This is a genomic window from Bradyrhizobium sp. Pa8 (assembly GCF_052588265.1).
Map to the genome: position 1 here is coordinate 8,085,816 of NZ_CP176767.1, position 17,706 is coordinate 8,103,521.

Annotated in this window: 19 protein-coding genes; 7 read left to right on the forward strand and 12 right to left on the reverse strand. The window is 65.9% G+C overall.

What is annotated here, in order from left to right; translation table 11 throughout:
- Window positions 1-252 precede the first annotated feature (252 nt).
- Together glmM and ACKWRH_RS38255 are read right to left on the reverse strand one after the other, a co-directional pair.
- Window positions 253-1,596 carry a phosphoglucosamine mutase gene (gene glmM, locus ACKWRH_RS38250; RefSeq protein WP_071909589.1) on the reverse strand — a complete coding sequence of 448 codons (1,344 nt, stop codon included), beginning with the start codon at window positions 1,594-1,596 and terminating at the stop codon, window positions 253-255.
- Between the two features lie 218 nt (window positions 1,597-1,814).
- Window positions 1,815-1,982 (reverse strand): hypothetical protein, encoded by a 168-nt coding sequence (locus tag ACKWRH_RS38255; RefSeq protein WP_445217758.1) that lies wholly within the window; start codon window positions 1,980-1,982, stop codon window positions 1,815-1,817.
- Between the two features lie 105 nt (window positions 1,983-2,087).
- On the opposite strand from ACKWRH_RS38255, the gene ACKWRH_RS38260 reads away from it, so the two are divergent.
- On the forward strand, window positions 2,088-3,227 hold the full coding sequence (locus ACKWRH_RS38260) for an alpha-hydroxy acid oxidase (RefSeq protein WP_445217759.1): 1,140 nt from the start codon (window positions 2,088-2,090) through the stop codon (window positions 3,225-3,227).
- A gap of 134 nt (window positions 3,228-3,361) precedes the next feature.
- On the opposite strand, the gene ACKWRH_RS38265 is transcribed toward ACKWRH_RS38260, so the two are convergent.
- From ACKWRH_RS38265 to ACKWRH_RS38305, 9 genes are all read right to left on the reverse strand, one after another.
- On the reverse strand, window positions 3,362-3,982 hold the full coding sequence (locus ACKWRH_RS38265; protein WP_445217760.1) for a hypothetical protein: 621 nt from the start codon (window positions 3,980-3,982) through the stop codon (window positions 3,362-3,364).
- A 14-nt stretch (window positions 3,983-3,996) separates the two neighbouring features.
- Complete coding sequence (locus ACKWRH_RS38270) at window positions 3,997-4,623, reverse strand: hypothetical protein (RefSeq protein ID WP_445217761.1); 627 nt, start codon at window positions 4,621-4,623, stop codon at window positions 3,997-3,999.
- A 67-nt stretch (window positions 4,624-4,690) separates the two neighbouring features.
- Window positions 4,691-5,530, reverse strand: coding sequence for a shikimate dehydrogenase (locus ACKWRH_RS38275; protein WP_445217762.1), 840 nt, complete (start codon window positions 5,528-5,530; stop codon window positions 4,691-4,693).
- 52 nt (window positions 5,531-5,582) lie between these two features.
- A complete protein-coding gene (locus tag ACKWRH_RS38280; RefSeq protein ID WP_445217763.1) occupies window positions 5,583-6,227 on the reverse strand; it encodes a YoaK family protein in 645 nt (214 codons plus the stop codon).
- 66 nt (window positions 6,228-6,293) lie between these two features.
- Complete coding sequence (locus ACKWRH_RS38285; protein WP_445217764.1) at window positions 6,294-8,048, reverse strand: SulP family inorganic anion transporter; 1,755 nt, start codon at window positions 8,046-8,048, stop codon at window positions 6,294-6,296.
- A gap of 96 nt (window positions 8,049-8,144) precedes the next feature.
- A complete protein-coding gene (locus tag ACKWRH_RS38290) occupies window positions 8,145-8,417 on the reverse strand; it encodes a helix-turn-helix domain-containing protein (protein WP_014492044.1) in 273 nt (90 codons plus the stop codon).
- A gap of 356 nt (window positions 8,418-8,773) precedes the next feature.
- Window positions 8,774-10,822 (reverse strand): elongation factor G, encoded by a 2,049-nt coding sequence (locus ACKWRH_RS38295; protein WP_445217765.1) that lies wholly within the window; start codon window positions 10,820-10,822, stop codon window positions 8,774-8,776.
- A gap of 153 nt (window positions 10,823-10,975) precedes the next feature.
- Window positions 10,976-11,458 carry a DUF992 domain-containing protein gene (locus ACKWRH_RS38300; protein WP_445217766.1) on the reverse strand — a complete coding sequence of 161 codons (483 nt, stop codon included), beginning with the start codon at window positions 11,456-11,458 and terminating at the stop codon, window positions 10,976-10,978.
- Between the two features lie 172 nt (window positions 11,459-11,630).
- Window positions 11,631-12,833, reverse strand: coding sequence for a pyridoxal phosphate-dependent aminotransferase (locus ACKWRH_RS38305; RefSeq protein WP_039157959.1), 1,203 nt, complete (start codon window positions 12,831-12,833; stop codon window positions 11,631-11,633).
- A gap of 562 nt (window positions 12,834-13,395) precedes the next feature.
- On the opposite strand from ACKWRH_RS38305, the gene ACKWRH_RS38310 reads away from it, so the two are divergent.
- From ACKWRH_RS38310 to ACKWRH_RS38335, 6 genes are all read left to right on the forward strand, one after another.
- The gene (locus ACKWRH_RS38310) at window positions 13,396-14,046 is read left to right on the forward strand and encodes a glutathione S-transferase family protein (RefSeq protein WP_063985535.1); all 651 of its coding nucleotides are present in this window, start codon (window positions 13,396-13,398) and stop codon (window positions 14,044-14,046) included.
- A 152-nt stretch (window positions 14,047-14,198) separates the two neighbouring features.
- Window positions 14,199-14,375, forward strand: coding sequence for a hypothetical protein (locus ACKWRH_RS38315; RefSeq protein WP_445217767.1), 177 nt, complete (start codon window positions 14,199-14,201; stop codon window positions 14,373-14,375).
- An 85-nt stretch (window positions 14,376-14,460) separates the two neighbouring features.
- Entirely contained in the window at window positions 14,461-14,607 is a 147-nt protein-coding gene (locus ACKWRH_RS38320; RefSeq protein ID WP_200889981.1) for a hypothetical protein, read from the forward strand.
- 128 nt (window positions 14,608-14,735) lie between these two features.
- The gene (locus ACKWRH_RS38325; RefSeq protein ID WP_445217768.1) at window positions 14,736-15,548 is read left to right on the forward strand and encodes a PAS-domain containing protein; all 813 of its coding nucleotides are present in this window, start codon (window positions 14,736-14,738) and stop codon (window positions 15,546-15,548) included.
- A gap of 87 nt (window positions 15,549-15,635) precedes the next feature.
- Window positions 15,636-16,091 (forward strand): GNAT family N-acetyltransferase, encoded by a 456-nt coding sequence (locus tag ACKWRH_RS38330; RefSeq protein WP_445217769.1) that lies wholly within the window; start codon window positions 15,636-15,638, stop codon window positions 16,089-16,091.
- A gap of 260 nt (window positions 16,092-16,351) precedes the next feature.
- A complete protein-coding gene (locus ACKWRH_RS38335) occupies window positions 16,352-17,293 on the forward strand; it encodes an aldo/keto reductase (RefSeq protein WP_445217770.1) in 942 nt (313 codons plus the stop codon).
- 18 nt (window positions 17,294-17,311) lie between these two features.
- Here the strand turns inward: ACKWRH_RS38335 and ACKWRH_RS38340 are convergent, their stop codons facing one another.
- Window positions 17,312-17,635: an antibiotic biosynthesis monooxygenase family protein gene (locus ACKWRH_RS38340; RefSeq protein ID WP_445217771.1), complete on the reverse strand. Its 324-nt coding sequence runs from the start codon at window positions 17,633-17,635 to the stop codon at window positions 17,312-17,314.
- Between the last annotated feature and the right edge of the window lie 71 nt (window positions 17,636-17,706).

Consider the following 17,706-nt stretch of genomic DNA (forward strand, 5'->3'; position numbering starts at 1 on the left):
GCTGCGGCCGATCCACCGCCAATCGCCGATGGCTGGAATGCACGGGTGCCCTCGTCGCTTACCCTCCCCTGGAGGGTCCGGGACGAGCGTAGCTCGCCCGTGGGTCGGCTCACATTGAGCGCAGCGAAAATGTGAGACGGGGTGGGGTGACAGTCTCTCCGCGTCGAACAGTGCCCGCGTGGAGAGATCACCCCAGCCCGCTCGCGCTTCGCGCGATCGACCCTCCCCCTCCAGGGGAGGGTAAGGAAGACCTCAGGCCGCGGCCTGTCCGAGCGCGGAGACGATGGTGTCGACGACGTCCTCGACCAGGAGGCGGTCCTCGCCCTCGCCCATGACCCGGATCACGGGCTCGGTGCCCGACGAGCGGATCAGAAGGCGGCCGTGGCCGTTGAGCCGCTTCTCGCCGTCGGAGATCGCCGATTTGACGTCGGAATCCTCAAGCGGCTTGCCGCTCTTGTAGCGGACGTTCTTCAGGATCTGCGGCAGCGGGTCGAAACGGTGGCAGACCTCCGACACGGGCCGGCGCAGCTTCTGCACCACGGCCAGCACCTGCAGGGCCGCAACGAAGCCGTCGCCGGTGGTGGCATAGTCGGACAGGATGATGTGGCCGGACTGCTCGCCGCCGAGATTGTAGCCGCCTTTCAGCATCTGCTCGAGCACGTAGCGGTCGCCGACCGGCGTGCGCACGAGATCGAGCCCCTGCCCCTTGAGGAAGCGTTCGAGGCCGAGATTGGACATCACGGTGGCGACGATGCCCGGCCGCGACAGCCGGCCGTCTTCCTTCCAGCTCTGCGCGATCACCGCGAGCAGCTGGTCGCCGTCGACGGTGTGGCCGCGCTCGTCGACCAGGATGACGCGATCGGCGTCGCCGTCGAGCGCGATGCCGATGTCGGCGCGCATCTCGCGCACCTTCTTCGACAGCGTTTCCGGCGAGGTCGAGCCGCATTCCTTGTTGATGTTGAAACCGTCGGGCTCGACGCCGATCGGCACGACGTCGGCGCCCAATTCCCACAGCGCCTCCGGTACCACCTTGTAGGCGGCGCCGTTGGCGCAATCGACCACGACGCGCAGGCCGTCGAGCGAGAGATCGCGCGGCAGCGTGCGCTTGGCGAATTCGATGTAGCGGTCATGCACGCCGTCGATACGGCGGGCGCGGCCGAGGCTCGCGCTCTGAGCGAGCCGCTTGTCGAGGGATTCGTCGAGCAGCTGCTCGATCTGCTTTTCGACGTCGTCGGAGAGCTTGAAACCCTGCGGGCCGAACAGCTTGATGCCGTTGTCCTCGAACAGGTTGTGCGAGGCCGAGATCATCACGCCGAGATCGGCGCGCATCGACTTGGTCAGCATCGCCACCGCCGGCGTCGGCATCGGGCCGACCAGCAGCACGTCCATGCCGACCGAGGTGAAGCCCGCGACCATCGCATATTCGATCATGTAGCCGGACAGACGCGTGTCCTTGCCGATCACGACCCGGTGGCGATGGTCACCGCGCTGAAACGCAAGGCCTGCGGCCTGGCCGACCTTGAGCGCGAGCTCCGGCGTGATCAGTCCGTTGGCGCGGCCCCGGATCCCGTCCGTCCCGAAATATTTGCGGCTCATATCGTCCCCCACGCAACAACCAGGGACCCCTCTACAACTACGGGATGCCCGAAAGGGACCCGCATCCCTGATTTGCTGAGACGTTATAATGCCTTCGAGGCTAACTTGGCTTCAAAAAATGTGATTAATCATTACGGGACCGGGCCCAAGGCGCCCCGGTAACTTATTGTTAGCACTATATTTCCGGCCGACAGGGCGGAACGGGGTGGAACCCGCCCCTAGTCGGAGCGCTTCACATGGCCGTCCTGGCGGCTCGGCGCCGGCTGGGTGACGTTGACGGGATCGGACCCCGGGAAGGTCTCTTCCAGACCCTCGTCCAGCGCGTCGTCGAGATCCTGCTTCTCCTTGATCTCTTCCGGTGTCGGCTGGCCGTGCGGTTTGCTCATGGCGCCCTCCTCCCAAACGATTTGGCTGTGCATCCAACCATGCTAGATGACCCCTCGATCTTCCGATGCAAGACTTCTGATGCAAGACGGGCCGGGGAAACGTTCATGAAGCACATCACCTGTATCGACGACCTGCGCACGCTGCATCAGCGCCGCGTGCCGAAGGCGTTCTTCGACTATTGCGACCGCGGCTCCTATGCCGAGGAAACGCTGCGCGCCAACCGCGAGGACATGCAGGCGATCAAGTTCCGCCAGCGCGTCCTGGTCGACGTCTCGAGGCGCGACACCTCGACCATGATCCTCGGCGAGTCCTCGACCATGCCGTTGATATTGGCGCCCGTCGGCCTCCTGGGCATGCAGCATGGCGACGGCGAGATTCATGCCTGCCGCGCCGCGCAGGCCGCCGGCATCCCGTTCACGCAGTCGACGATGTCGATCTGCTCGATCGAGGACATCGCCGCCAATGTCGAGAAGCCGTTCTGGTTCCAGCTCTACGTGATGAAGGACCGCGGCTTCATCAAGGAATTGATCCAGCGTGCGATGGCGGCGAAATGCAGCGCACTCGTGCTGACCGTCGATCTCCAGGTGATCGGCCAGCGCCACCAGGACATCAAGAACGGCATGACGGTTCCGCCGGAATGGTCGCTGTCGAAACTGATCGATTTTGCCACCAAGCCGGCCTGGGTGTCGGGCGTGCTACAGGGCAAGCGCCGCACCTTCGGCAATCTCGCCGGTCATCTGAAGGTCAGCGACGACATCACGTCGCTGTCGACCTGGATCAACTCGCAGTTCGACACCTCGCTGAACTGGAACGACATCGAGTGGATCCGCAGCATCTGGCCGGGCAAGCTGATCCTGAAGGGCATCCTCGACGTCGAGGACGCCGAGCTCGCCGCGAAGACGGGCGCGCAGGCGCTGGTCGTCTCCAACCATGGCGGCCGGCAGCTCGACGGCGCGCCGTCCTCGATCGAGGTGCTGCCGGAGATCGTCGACGCGGTCGGCTCGCAGATGGAGATCATGTTCGACGGCGGTGTCCGCTCCGGCCAGGACGTGATGCGCGCGCTCGCGCTCGGCGCGAAGTCCTGCATGATCGGCCGCGCCTATGCCCATGGCCTCGGTGCCGGCGGCCAGGCCGGCGTCGCCAAGGCGATCGACATCATCCAGAAAGAGCTGCTCACGACCATGGGCCTGTGCGGCGTCAACAGCATCGACGAGATCGACGATCATATCATTGCGGTGCCGTAGGGTGGGTTAGCTCTGCGGCTGCGCGAAGCGCAGTCCGCTGAGCGTAACCCACCAACTTCGGTTCGCATTTGCGGAAGCATGGTGGGTTACGGCTTCGCCTAACCCACCCTACAGGTCCTGCGCTGGCCGCGCCCTCACATCGGCGGCGTGATCCCATCCCTGCCGACGTTCACCCGGTTGGCTTCCAGCGTGCCGTCGTCCTTCTTCGCCGCGCCGAAGATGATCAGCTTGGCGCCGGGCTTGATCTCGGATTTGTCGCTGGCGACGAAGGTGACGATCGGCGTATCCGGCGGCACCACCACCTTCTTCTCGCCGTCCTTGTACTTGACGGTGATGTTCTGGCCGTCGGTGCCTTTCACCGTCTGCGCCACGGTCGCATTGGTCATGGTCGAGTTGGCGCGCGCATCCCAGGGACGGAAACCTTCGGCCGCGCCGCGCTGGTTTTCCGGGAAGATGTGCACGGCGATCGCCTTCTGCGTGCCGTCGGGCTCGGGCATGCCGGTGACGCCGATATAGGAGCCGTCCTTGATCTCCGACAGTGAGGTCTTCACCACGGCGAAGACCGCGACGTTGTCGGTCATGCGCACCTTCACGTCGCTGCCTTCGCGCGTCTTGATGCCGAGCGTGTTGCCGTCGACGCTCTCGATGGTGCCGCGGATGCGGACCGTCGGCGACTGCTGCGCCGAGGCGGAGAACATGGAAGTGACGGCGAACGCGGCCACGAACAGGCGTGGCATCCAGCTTGATTTCGACATGTTGCGATTCTCCATCACATCGGCGGTGTCAGGCCGTCGCGGCCGACACTGACGCGGTTGGTTTCGAACGAGCCGTCCGGCAGCTGCTTCATGAAGGCGACGACTTTTGCGCCGGTCTTCAGCTCGGATTTGTCGCCGGGCACGAAGGTCACGACCGGCGTGTTGTCGGCGACGAACACCTTCTTCTCGCCGTCCTTGTACTTCACCAGCAGCGTATGGCCGTCATTGCCGACCACGCTCTCCGACACCGTGGCATTGGTCATGGTGGAGTTCGGCTTGAGGTCATAGGGCCGCGAGCCCTCGCCGGTGCCGCGCATGCTCTCCGGAAACACGTGGACCTCGACCGCGTTCTGGCCGCCGTCCGGACCCGGCACCGTGGTGGCGCCGACGAAGGAGCCGACCTTGATGTCGGCGAGTGAAATTTTGGTAACGCCCGACACGTTCACGTCAGGGGCGATGCGAAGCTTGACGTCCTCGCCGCTACGCGACTTGACCTGCATGGTGTCGCCATTGACGCTCTCGATCGTGCCGCGCACGCGCGTCGGCACCGGCGCCCTCTGCGCGACGGCATAGAGGGTGGAAGCGGCCACCATCGCGACGGCGATGAGCGGACGTGTGAAAGTTGCACGTTGAACAGGCATGACGGTCTCCGGATTGTCCCCACGGGGATAGAACTCCGGAGATGGGGTGCTATTCGCCGTTACTCTTTCAAGTCTTTGTGAGATCGGCCTCGACCAGCGCGCGCAGCTCGGCCGTGACAGCAGGCCTTTGGCCGAACCACAGCTCGAAGCCGCGCACCGCCTGGTGCAGCAGCATGCCGAGGCCGTCGGCGGTGCTCAGGCCGCGCGCCTTCGCAGCCGCCAGCAGCGGCGTCACCAGGGGAACGTAGACGAGGTCGGCGACGACCGCCCCGTCCGACAGGCGCGCCACGTCGACATCGAGTGAAGGCTGGCCGTGCATGCCGAGCGAGGTCGTGTTGACGAGAAGTCTTGCGCGCGGCAGCAAATCGTTGATGCCGTCCCAGGGAATCGGATGCACGTTCGGCCCGAACTGTCTTGCCAGCGTCTCGGCGCGCGCGATGGTCCGGTTGGCGAGGTGAATGCGCTTGATGCCGCGTTCGAGCAGGCCGAACACGACCGCGCGCGAGGAACCGCCGGCCCCGAGCACCAATGCTTCTTCCGCCCTGTCCCAACCGGCCGCTCCGGCATCGAGATTGCCGATGAAGCCTTCGACATCGGTATTGGTCGAGCGCAGCTCGCCGTCGGCAAACCACAGCGTGTTCGCAGCGCCGACGGCCCTGGCACGCGCGTCGGGTGTGGACAGCGCCAGCACGTCCTCCTTGTGGGGGATGGTGACGTTGGCGCCGACGAAGCCGCGCAGCGACAGCCGCAGCACGAAGTCGCGCAGATCCTCGGGCGGGACCGCCTCGATGACGTAACCTCCCTCGATCCCGAGCGTGCGCAGCCAGTAGCGATGGATCAGCGGCGAGCGCGAATGCGCGGCCGGCCATCCGATCAAACAGGCTGCGGGAGTCCTGAGCGGGGTCATCTTTCCCTCGGGTCGTGTTCGAGGCGATCCATTTCGCGTCCCGCCGGCTCTGTCAAGCGCGCGGCCGCCGCATCGCCGCAGCCACGATCGCAGCCAATGCCAGCGCCGCGGCAGCGGCGAACCAGATCGCGGCCAGGTTGATCCGGGCATAGCCGAGCGCGCCGCCCGCCGAGCCCGCAACGAGCGCCGCCCACAACAGCAGGTTCGGCGCCCAATTCCAGCGCGGCCCGCCGGTGAGGCTCACCGCGAGGAACTGGCCGACCTTGACCAGCGCGCCCGTGACATAGGTGAGGCCGAGGCCCGCGCCGCCATCGATCTGGAACACGGCGTTCTCCAGGCCCATCGCGAGCACGATGGCCGCGATCGCGAGGTTCGACAGGCCGTAGGCATGGCAAAGTCCGGCACCCGCAAGCAGCCCGGTTTCAATGAGAAGCAGCCAGGGCTGCCGCTCCGCTCCGCCGCCGAGCACGACGAGGCTGCCGGCCGCAGCACCGGCCACGAACAGCGCGATCAGGCCGAGGGCGCTGGCGGCCTGCCACCACTGCGCTTCCGCAAGGCTGACGCCGAGGCGCGTGGAGTTGCCGCTCATGAACGAGACGAACAGGCCGCCGAGATGCAGGAAGCCGATGCCGTCGACATAGCCTGTCAGCATGCTGAGCGCGCAGGCCAGCGCGATATTGCGACGCGAATCCAGCATTCCCTGCACCACCGCCGTGACGCGGCAGTGTCGATCAAATCGGTCGGCTTGAGAAGCGCGCCGCCGTCAGGTCGCGGCCGCGTCATCGGCCACGGGCTGCGCCGCGCCGCCCTTGATGTCGGCTACGGCACGCGCGATCGTCTCGCGATAGCGCGCACGCGGCGGCGTCACGCCATGGGTGAGCAGCGCGCGACGAACCGGGGACGACGCCCCCGTGATGAACAGCCGGATGCCTTGGCGGTGCGCCTTGGCGGCGACGCGGCCGAGCACGTTGGCAGCCGTCGAATCCAGGAACGGCACCGCGGCGAAATCGACCACGAGACCCTTGCGCTGCTCGGCGATGCCGTCGAGCACGTTTCCGATCGCCGAGGCGGCACCGAAGAAGAACGCGCCGGTGATGCGATAGACCAGCACGTCGCGATCGATGGCGAGCGCGGGATCGTAAGGCACGCGCTCGCCATTGCCGTCATCGGGACGATCGGCAGCCACCAGCGGGGAGCGCTCCTCGATGCCCGTCATCTCCGCCATGCGGTGGATGAACAGCACCGCGCCGAGCGCGAAGCCGACCAGGATGCCTTCGGTCAGGTCGCGGAAGATGGTGAGCAGGAAGGTCGCGAGCAGCACGACGGCATCGCCCCAGGAGGAGCGCAGCAGCGTCGCGAATTCGTGCTTCTCCGCCATGGTCCAGGCGACGACGACGAGCACGGCGGCGAGCGCGGCCAGCGGAATGTAGCTCGCGAGCGGCGCCGCGATCAGCATGAACAGCAGCAGGAAGATCGAATGCAGCATGCCCGCGAGCGGCCCGCGCGCGCCGGCGCGGATGTTGGTGGCGGTGCGCGCGATCAGGCCGGTGACGCAGATGCCGCCGAACAGCGCCGAGCCGATGTTGGCCGCGCCTTGCGCCACCAGCTCGCAATTGGAGCGGTGACGGCGTCCGGTCATGCCGTCGGCCACCACCGCCGACAGCAGCGATTCGATCGCGGCGAGCAGCGCGAAAGAGATCGCATCCGGCAGCACGGCCGTCGCCTTCGCAAGCGAGAACGCCGGCAGCGCCGGCGACGGCAATTCGCGCGGAATGCCGCCGAACCGGCTGCCGATGGTTTCGACCGGCAGCGACAGCACGGCAGTCGCGACCGCCGCGAGCACGACCGCGATCAGGATGCCGGGCCAGGACGGCCGCCAGCGCCGCAGGCCGGCAATGACGGCAATGCTGACGATCGCGACCGCGACGGCGGACGGATTGATGGTGTGCAGGCCTGCGGCGAGCGCAACGAGTTTCGGCACGAATTCGCCGGGCTCTTTCCCGGCCAGCGTGATCCCGCCGAGATCGCGGAGCTGGCTGGCGAAGATGATCACGGCGATGCCCGCGGTGAAGCCGACCGTGACGGGGTAGGGAATGAACTTGATGTAGGTGCCGATCCGCAACAGGCCCGCGGCGATCAGGACCATGCCCGCCATCAGGGTGGCAAGGATGACGCCCTCGACGCCGTGCCGCTCCGCGGTGACCGCGACCAGCACGATGAAGGCCCCGGCGGGCCCGCCGATCTGGAAGCGACTGCCGCCGAGCAGCGACACGATGAAGCCGCCGACGACAGCGGTGTAGAGCCCGCGGTCCGGCGTCACGCCCGAGGCGATTGCGATCGCCATCGACAGCGGCAGCGCGACGATGGCAACCGTCAGGCCCGCGAACACATCGGCGCGGACATCCGCGAGGCCGTAGCCTTCGCGCCAGACGGTGACGAGCTTGGGGAGATAGAGTTCGGCAAAGGTCGGCCGACGCAGCTGATGCAGCTTGCCTGCGTGTTCGCCTGTGATGCTCATGTCCGCAGAGTGCTCCGCTGCCCACAATGCTCCGGTGCATCGTGCAGCGCGCGCGTGCGACGATGCGCTAGCCCATCCCGAGCACGATCAACGCGATCATGCTCCCACGCGGCGCGGCGGTCCCGGCTCCTTCAGGCGAACGCCCCGCCCGCCGCTGTCGCTGCGGGCCTGCTCGCCGATCAGCTCGACGCCGGCCCGGTCGAACGCCTCGACCACCTTGATCAAGGTCTCGACCACGCCGCGCACATTGCCGGTGCTGGCCTCCATCCGCTGGATGGTCGGCAGCGACACGCCGGCAAGCTCGGCCAGGGCTTTCTGGTCAATGCCAAGCAGCGCGCGGGCTGCCCGCATCTGGAACGACGTGATCACCGTGGCCTCACGTATTAGAGCTTATAAGTGATATCTGGAGCATGCACAATGATGTAAAATACATCATCATGAGACGAATGCAAGGGTCGTCCGTCATCGTCATGCCCTGCTCCGTCATCCTGAGGTGCGAGCGAAGCGAGCCTCGAAGGATGGGCGGCCCGGATGCAGCGGGGCCGTGCATCCTTCGAGGCTCGCCGCGCAGTGCAATGCACTGCGCAACTCGCACCTCAGGATGACGGAGTTACGGATTCGCCGCGCTCGCAATGACGCGTGGAGAGAGCGCAGGCTCGCTCCCTCTCCCGCGAGGACGGGAGAGGGAGCGAGAGAGTTGCGCGTGCTTTACCGCGCGAGACGGATCACGCCGCGTGCTGATGCGCGGCGATGATCTGGTCGGCGGCGCGGCCGGTCACCTCGGCCATGTGGTCGAACTGACGGGTGAAGCTGCCGGCTCCAGCCGTGGCCGAACGCAGCTCGACGATGAGCTCGCCGATCTCCGCCTCCGGCATCATGGCGCGGACGCAGTCCCATCCGCTCCAGCCGTCACGGGTGTCGAAGCCGAGGATCTGGCCGCGCCGCGCCGACAGGATCGCGTTGATCTTGGCGGTGGCGTCGGTCGGGCAGACGATCTCGACCACGTGGATCGGCTCCAGCAGCACCGACTGGCATTGCGGCAGGCCTTCGTTGAGTCCGACCCGCGCCGCCGTGCGGAAGGCGAGGTCGGAGGAGTCGACGCTGTGATAGGAGCCGTCGGTCAGCGTCACCTGCAGATCGGTGACGGGGAAACCGAGCGGGCCGCGTGTGAGCCCGTCGACAACACCCTCTTCCACCGCGCCGATATAATTGCGCGGCACCGCGCCGCCGACCACCTTCTCGGTGAACTTGAAGCCCTCGCCGCGCGGCAGTGGCTTGATGTCGAGCACGACGTCGCCGAACTGCCCGTGGCCACCGGACTGCTTCTTGTGCCGGCCGCGCTGGACGATCGGCTTGCGGATGGTCTCCTGGTAGCCGATCGCGGGTGGATGCGAGGTGATCTTGACGCCGAAGCGGTCGCGCAGCCGCTCGCTCGCCACGCGCAGATGCATCTCGCCCTGGCCCCACAGCACGGTGTCGTGGGTCTGGGCGTTCATCACGATGCCGAGCGAAGGATCCTCCTCGTGCAGCCGGGCAAGGGCCTGGCCGAGCTTGACGTCGTCCTTGCGGTCGGTGGCGGCGACCGAGATCGCGAGCACCGGCGGCGTCGGCTCCGGGGCGACCAGCGCAGCCGGCGGGGACTTGCCGCTCGAGACCGTGTCGCCGGTCTTGATCGGGTCGACCTTGGCGAGCGCAACCGTGTCGCCGGCATCGGCCGCCGCACGCTTGGTATCGTAGGCGCCGTTGACGGCGAGGATGCCGGAGATGCGGCCGCTCCCGCCGGAGGCGGATTGCAGCGTGGCTCCGTCGTCGAGATGGCCGGCGAGCAATCGCGTCAGCGACAGCTTTCCGCCATGCTGCGAATGCAGCGTCTTGAAGACGTAGCCGAGCGCCTCCTTGCTGGCCGGTACGCCGAGACGCTTTGCAGTTTCCTCGATGCCGGGCGCCTCGTGGCGCAGGGCCTTCATCAGGCGCAGCACGCCGTTTTCGCGCGCGGCGGCACCCAGCAGCACGGGGCAGATCTGCCCCTCGCGCAATTCGCGGGCGAGATCGTCGAACACCGCATCGCGCGGCGGCTGGATGTCCTCGAGCAGTTGCTCCATCAGCGCGTCGTCGTGATCGGCGAGCTTCTCCAGCATCGAGAAGCGGGCCTCCTTCTCGCGATCGAGATCTCCGCCTTCGAGCGCGACCACCTCGGAGGCCTTGTGCTCGCGGTAGATGAACGCACGTTCCAGCGCGAGATCGACGAAGCCCTCGATCAGCTCGCCCTTCCAGATCGGGATCTGGCGCAGCACTAGCGGTACGCGCGAGGCCGGCTGGAGCGTTGCCAGCGTCTCGCGGATGCGCTTGTTGGCGCGGTCGATCTTGTTGAGGAACAGGAAACGCGGGATCTTCAGCTCCTCCAGCTCACGCAGGATGATCTGAAGCTGCGGCAGCTTCTTCTCGTCGGCCTCGCAGACCACGACCGCGGCGTCGACAGCGGGAAGCGCTGCGCGCATGTCGTGGGCGAACTCAACGGAACCGGGACAATCGAGGAAGGTGTAGCTGTCGCCCATGAAACTCGTGGTGGCGGCAGTCAGGCCGACGGTCATCTTGTGATGACGGGCCTCCGCAGAGGCGTCGCCGACCGATGTTCCGGCGTCGACGCTGCCGGCGCGGGGGATTGCGCCCGTTCGCGCCAGTATTGCTTCGAGAAGTGTGGTTTTACCGCTTTGGAATGGGCCCACCAGTGCGATGCACCGTGGACCTCGGGGACTTCTGACGTCTTGTCCCATTCGCCGCCTCCTTGGTGTGGAGCTCGGCCCATGATTGGGTCGGCAAACGCCGATGCTCTGCCCGTCCCCGAGATTTGGCAAGCATCAAACGTCGCTGCGGTGCGTCGTTGCCGAAATCGCGTCGGACCGACGCGATCTGCACACGCGAAATTGTCAACGACCCGGACGGAGTTCCAGACTCTCGAGGCCGGCGGCGACGTTGAGGCCGACCTGGCCCTGCACACTGAGCGGCTGGAGCGCGATCGAATTGTTGGAGCCGCCGACCAGCACGTTACCCCCGAGGCCGACGCCGACCGATGCGCTGCCCTGCGCGCCCGCGTAATTGCCGGAGAGGTCGCCGGGGCCGAGCCGGTCGACCGGCGCGAACACGCCCCACGCCAGCGCCGTCTCCTGGGTGATGCCGATGTCGAGACCGACTTTGCGGATGGTCGCGACGTAGCGATCATCCGGCAAGCCGTCGGCGCGCAGCACGCAGCCAAGATGGGTCACCGAGCCCACGATGAAGCCGACGCTGGCGCCGCCGCGGCATTCGAGCACGCCGACCCGCGCCATCCGCGGCTGCTGCGCGCCGCTGTTGGCGACGGAGGCCACGAGGCTCGCGACAGTGAGCCCGGCGAGGACGAGTGAGCGGCGCATGAATATCTCCGGCGATGAATGTGATGCGAGCAGAGCGGCGCGCCTGCAAGCGGTGCGCGACGTTCTATGCCACAAGAGCCGTGGTGGTGCCAGATCACGCGTGACGATAAGCGTGCAAACAATAAAAAGGCCCGCCGGAGGCGGGCCTTTTCGATAGGTATTCGCGACAGGCTCAGCGGAGATTACCGCAGAAGCGCTGGATGCGCTTGCAGGCGTCTTCGAGGTCGGAGGTCTTGGTCGCGTAGGAGATGCGGAACGCCGGGCCGAGGCCGAAGGCCGAACCCTGCACCACGGCGACGCCTTCGGTCTCCAGCAACTCGGTCACGAAGGTCTCGTCATTGTCGATCACCTTGCCCGACGGCGCGGTCTTGCCGATGGTGCCGGCGCAGGAGGGATAGACGTAGAACGCGCCTTCGGGCCGCGGGCACTCGATGCCCTTGGCCTGGTTGAGCATGGAGACGACGAGGTCGCGGCGCTCCTTGAACACCTTGTTGTTGGCGGGGATGAAGTCCTGCGGACCGTTCAACGCTTCCACCGCGGCCCATTGTGCAATCGACGACGGGTTCGAGGTCGACTGCGACTGGATCGTCGACATCGCCTTGATGAGCTGCGCCGGACCACCGGCGTAGCCGATGCGCCAGCCGGTCATGCAATAGGCTTTCGACACGCCGTTCACGGTGAGCGTGCGGTCGTAGAGTTTCGGCTCGACCTGCGCGACCGTGGTGAACTGGAAGTCGTCATAGACGAGATGCTCGTACATGTCGTCGGTCATCACCCACACATGCGGATGCCTGACCAGCACGTCGGTGAGCGCCTTCAACTCGGTCCTGGTGTAGGCAGCACCGGTCGGGTTCGACGGCGAGCACAGGATCACCCATTTGGTCTTCGGCGTGATCGCACGCTCGAGCGCCTCGGCCTGGAGCTTGAAGCCGGTCGCGGCAGTGCAGACCACCGGCACCGGCTCGCCGCCGGCGAGCGCCACCATCTCGGGATAGCTGACCCAGTACGGCGCGGGGATGATCACCTCGTCGCCCGGATTGATGGTCGCCATCAGCGCGTTGTAGAGCACCTGCTTGCCGCCGGTGCCGACGATGATCTGGTTCGGCTTGTAGGCCACGCCGTTCTCGCGCTGAAACTTGCCGATGATGGCTTCCTTCAACTCGGGAATACCGTCGACGGCAGTGTACTTGGTCTTGCCGGCCTCGATGGCATGGATTGCAGCCAGCTTGATGTTGGCGGGCGTGTCGAAGTCGGGCTCGCCGGCGCCGAGGCCGATGACGTTGCGGCCCGCCGCTTTCAGCGCACGTGCTTTATCCGTGACCGCGATGGTCGCGGACGGCTTCACACGGTCGAGCGCAGCGGCAAGGAAGGACATCGTCATCTCCTGACAAGCGTCGTGAACCCTTTGGCCTCACGACTCCGATTGTGGGAATGAGCCACCCTAAAACGTGTGCCGCTGCGCCGCAAGAAACTTCGGCCCGATCTCGAAAAAGTTTACGGATCTGGAGCGCTTCCAGACGCGTTTTCCCGCAATTTTCCGTAACTTTGCCACCGGAATCCCTCATATCCGGCAAGGCCTGTCCTCGGAGCAATTTTGCGCTTTGCGTGCCGCCATGAAGCTGACGGCAGTCTGACGCTCGATAGGACGCTTGAGACAACCTTTGAGCGACTTGCTTTGAAAGACTTTGGCCCGTCAGCGGCCGAGGCGATTACGATCGTTCAACCGTCCCGCACGAACGTGCGGCCGCGCGCTAACGCAAGCGTGATCTGACTTGCAGCGTCGCACGAAAATGATCTTTCGCGGCATTGCGGTGCGGTAGGGTTTTCGAGTTTTTCTATGGCGCGGGTCTTGCGGCGGATTCGCAACGGCATCATTGTTTAGCCGCGGTGCGGGGCAACGAACACCGCACCTTCCCGTCCTCGGAACGAACTCCAGAATGTACAAGCTCTATTCGATGCAACGCTCCGGCAACAGCTACAAGGTCCGCCTTGCGCTGGCCCTGTTGAACGTGCCTTACGAAGCGGTCGAGGTGGACATTCTGCGCGGCGAGAGTCGCACGCCGGACTTTCTGACCAAGAACCCGTCGGGCCAGGTGCCGCTGCTAGAGGTCGGCGACGACCGCTATCTCGCCGAGTCCAACGCCATCCTCTGGTACGTCGCGGTCGGCACGCCGCTCGCGCCCGAGAACCGCATCGACCGTGCCGAGGCGCTGCAATGGATGTTCTTCGAGCAGCACGCGCTCGAACCGAACATCGGCGCTGCCTATTTCTGGCTGTCGCTGGTCAAGGGCGGCCGCGATCTCCAGACCCACTCCCTGGAAGACTGGATGGAGCGCGGCTATGGCGCGCTCCAGGTGATGGAGAACCACCTCAAGACCAACGCCTATTTCGCCGCCCGCCAGCTCACGGTCGCCGACATCGCGCTCTACGGCTACACCCACCTCGCCGAGCGCTGCGACTTCGACCTCTCGACCTTCCCGGCGATCCGGGACTGGCTGAAGCGCGTGGAAGCTGCACCCGGCTTCGTGGCGATGGACTGGCGGCCGGCCGACGTCGACGACCCCGCCAGCATCGCGGCGGGCGCCTGACGGGGCGCTTGCTCCGGGAATAACGGGCATAAGGGCAGCCCATGCCGCATTCTCGCCATTTTCGACGCTATGGCCGCCGCAATATTGCCGGTTGAAACAGGGAAATTGTTCGAGTCGCGGGTGATTCGCTCGCACGTTGAAGGATTTAGACCATGATTCGGGCGTCCGGCACGGCAGGCTTTCGAAGCCAAACCGTTACCGTTTCGTCTTCCCGGCTGACCAACGCGGTCGTGGCCTCGCTCGCCGTCGCCGCGCTCTCGCTGTGCCTGATCGTCACCCTGACAGTGCTGTCGACCAAGGCGACCATGGCGATGGGCCTGCCGGTCTGATCCCCGTTTCATCCCGGACCCGCCTTCAAGGTGCCGCGCGGCCCGCGCCGACCGGCATCGCGACAGGACACCGATGAAATCGCCTGTGGTAGTCGTTGCAATCACCCTGACTGCGGCCATCCTGGTCGCGGCATCGCTGTTGATTTTCACCGGCATGCGCAAGAGCCCGGGGACGTCGACGCTGAATGCGCCGGCGCAGCAGCAGCGCCTCAGGCACGCGCATTTGGCTTAAAATCATCCGAAAGCTTTGCCCTTGCCGGCAACCGCCCCTTAAGCGGACCGCATGAAATCGCATCGCATGGGCGCAACGATCGGCCAGTGTTGCGGCCTTACCTCGTTCGGGAGGAGCGAGACTGGCCCATGCGGTTCGGATGGCGTGCGATCTCCGGTCCGGCGCTGACAGCGGCAATTGCGCTGCTGGCGATCCTGCTCGATCGCTATATCCATGTTCCCTCGCCTGCGCCGCTGTTCGTCTGCATCGTGGCGCTCGCCGGCTCGCTGTCGGGTCTCGCTTCCGCCATGACCAGCGCTGCCGTCGCGGTGATCGGCGCGGCGTTGTTCTTTCTGGCCCATCGGGTCCTGCCGGGCTATGCGGCGGCGGATCTGGTCCGGCTCGGCCTCCTCGCCGTGACGACTGCCGGCACGGCCGCAATCACCGGCCTGATGCGCGAGCGACTGCTCGGCACATTCGCCGCCGAGCGCCAGAGCCACGCCACCGCCGCGCGGCTGTCGGCCGCGCTCGACCAGGTCGACATAGGCATCGTGCTGCTCGACGCCGAGACGCGTGCCGAATTCATCAACCGCGCATTTCGCGACTATTTTGCGCTGCCGGACGAAGTGGCCGACGGCAAGCCGCCCTTCATTGCGCTGATGTATCACGGCCGCGACACCGGCGCGTTCGAGCTGCCCGTGGACGAGCTCGGCACCTTCATCGCGCAGCGGATGGAAATGGTGCGGATCGGCGATGCCACGCCGATCAACATCGCCTTGCGCAATGGCGAGGTGCTGCGCTTCGTCTGCGCCGCCCTGCCCGATGGCGGACGCATGCTGAGCTACACGCCCGTGACCGACCTCGTGCGCCACACCGACCCGCCCGCGCGCGCCGAGTACTACCGCTCGCTGCGCGATCCCGCGGGCCGCAGGCTGATGCGGTACTTGCGTGTCGCGGAGTGATGCGACGGCGCGATTGATCGGCAGTGCGGGCATCACGTATGAAGGACGCTTCACCGCCTTGCGTCCTCCGAGATCGCGGAAACTCACATGTCGCTCACCATTCGCTCCGTCACGAAACAGGATTACGATCAATGGCTGCCGTTGTGGGATGGCTATAACGCTTTCTACGGCCGCTCCGGCGCGACCGCGCTGGCGCCCGAAATCACGCGGATGACGTGGCAGCGCTTCTTCGATGCCTATGAACCGGTGCACGCGCTGGTCGCCGAGAGCGACGGGCGCCTGCTCGGGCTGACGCACTATCTGTTTCATCGCAGCACCACTGCGATCGAGCCGTCCTGCTATCTGCAGGACCTGTTCACGCTTCAAACGGCGCGCGGCAAGGGCGTGGCCTCGGCGCTGATCCACGGCGTCTACGAGCGCGCAAGGCTCGCGGGGTCCCCGCGGGTCTACTGGCAGACGCACGAGACCAACGTCACGGCGCAGAGCCTGTACGACAAGGTCGCCGAGCGCTCCGGCTTCATCATCTATCGCAAGATCTTCTGATAGCGGCAGCCTCAGCGTCCCTGTGGATAACTCGGCCTGTCACCCGCGCGTAACATAGCGGGACTACGCTGCACCTGCGTCTGATCAGGCCCCCCGTCACCGATCAAGCGCCCCAAAGCGGTCCCCGTCAGTCGCCGCGTCTGACAGGGGCCGCATTTTTTTGTCCGCTCTGTCAGCATGGCAGCAGCGCGGCGCGCAGCTTGCCGGTCGCGTCCGCCGCGGTCACAATGCGCCCCTGCTCATCTCTGACAGGATCTCCCATGGAAATTCGTAATCTCGGCGCCTCCGGCCTGCGCGTGTCCGCGGTCGGGCTCGGCTGCAATAATTTCGGCCAGCGCATCGACCTCGAGGCCTCGCGCAAGGTGATCCACCGCGCGCTCGACAGCGGCATCACGCTGTTCGACACCGCCGACATCTATTCGAACATGGGCGGCTCGGAAAACGTGCTCGGCGCCGTGCTGGGCGATCGCCGCAAGGACATCGTGCTGGCGACGAAATACTCCAAGCCGATGGCGGAAGACGGAACCAAGCAGGGCGCCTCGCGCCGCTACATCATGGAGGCCGTGGACGCGAGCCTGAAGCGGCTGAAGACCGATTACATCGATCTCTACCAGCAGCATGATTACGACCCGCTGACGCCGATCGAGGAGAGTCTTCGCGCGCTCGACGATCTCGTTCGCCAGGGCAAGGTCCGCTACATCGGCAATTCGAACTTTCCCGCGTGGCGGATTGCGGAAGCGGAGTATGTCGCGCGCGCGATGAATGTCAGCCGCTTCGTCTCCTGCCAGGACGAATATTCCCTGGTCGTGCGCGACATCGAGAAGGACCTGCTGCCGGCAGCAACGGAATACAAGCTCGGCCTGTTGCCGTTCTTCCCGCTCGCGAGCGGACTTCTGACCGGCAAATACAGGAAGGGCGAGGCCGCGCCCGGCGACACCCGCTTTGGCCAAACTCCCCGACTGCGCGACCGCTACGTCACCCCGCGCAACGAGGTGATCGTCGAGAAGCTGCAGGCCTTCGCGCAAGCGCGCGGACACTCGATGCTCGAGCTCGCCTTCTCCTGGCTCGCCGGCCGCCCACAGGTCTCGAGCGTCATCGCGGGCGCCACCCGCGTCGAGCAGATCGAGCAGAACGTCAAGGCGATCGCGTGGAAGCTCAGCGCCGACGAGATGGCGGAGATCGACAAGATCACCCAGGGCTGATGTTCGAAGCGCGGCGCGTTACTTCGCGCCGCGTCTCACCGTCTGCATCACCTCAAAGCCTTCGAACTGGGGATGGCCGAGATAAAGCGGCTTGTTATCGCCGGCGCGCTGATGCGCCGCGCGAAACGCCTCCGACTTGGTCCACGCCTCGAATGCGGCGTGGTTCGCCCAGATCGTGTGCGAGGCATAGAGCGTGTGGTCCTCGAGCTCGGGGCCGCGCAGCAGATGAAATTCGACGAAGCCAGGCACCCCGTCGAGAAACGTGTCGCGCGAGAGCCAGACCTGTTCGAAAGCGGTTTCAGAGCCCTTGGTGACGCGGAAGCGGTTCATGGCGATGTACATGCGGGTGATCTCCTGATGCTCGGCTGATCATGTCGTCATTCCGGGACGCACCGCAAGGCGCGGGCCCGGAA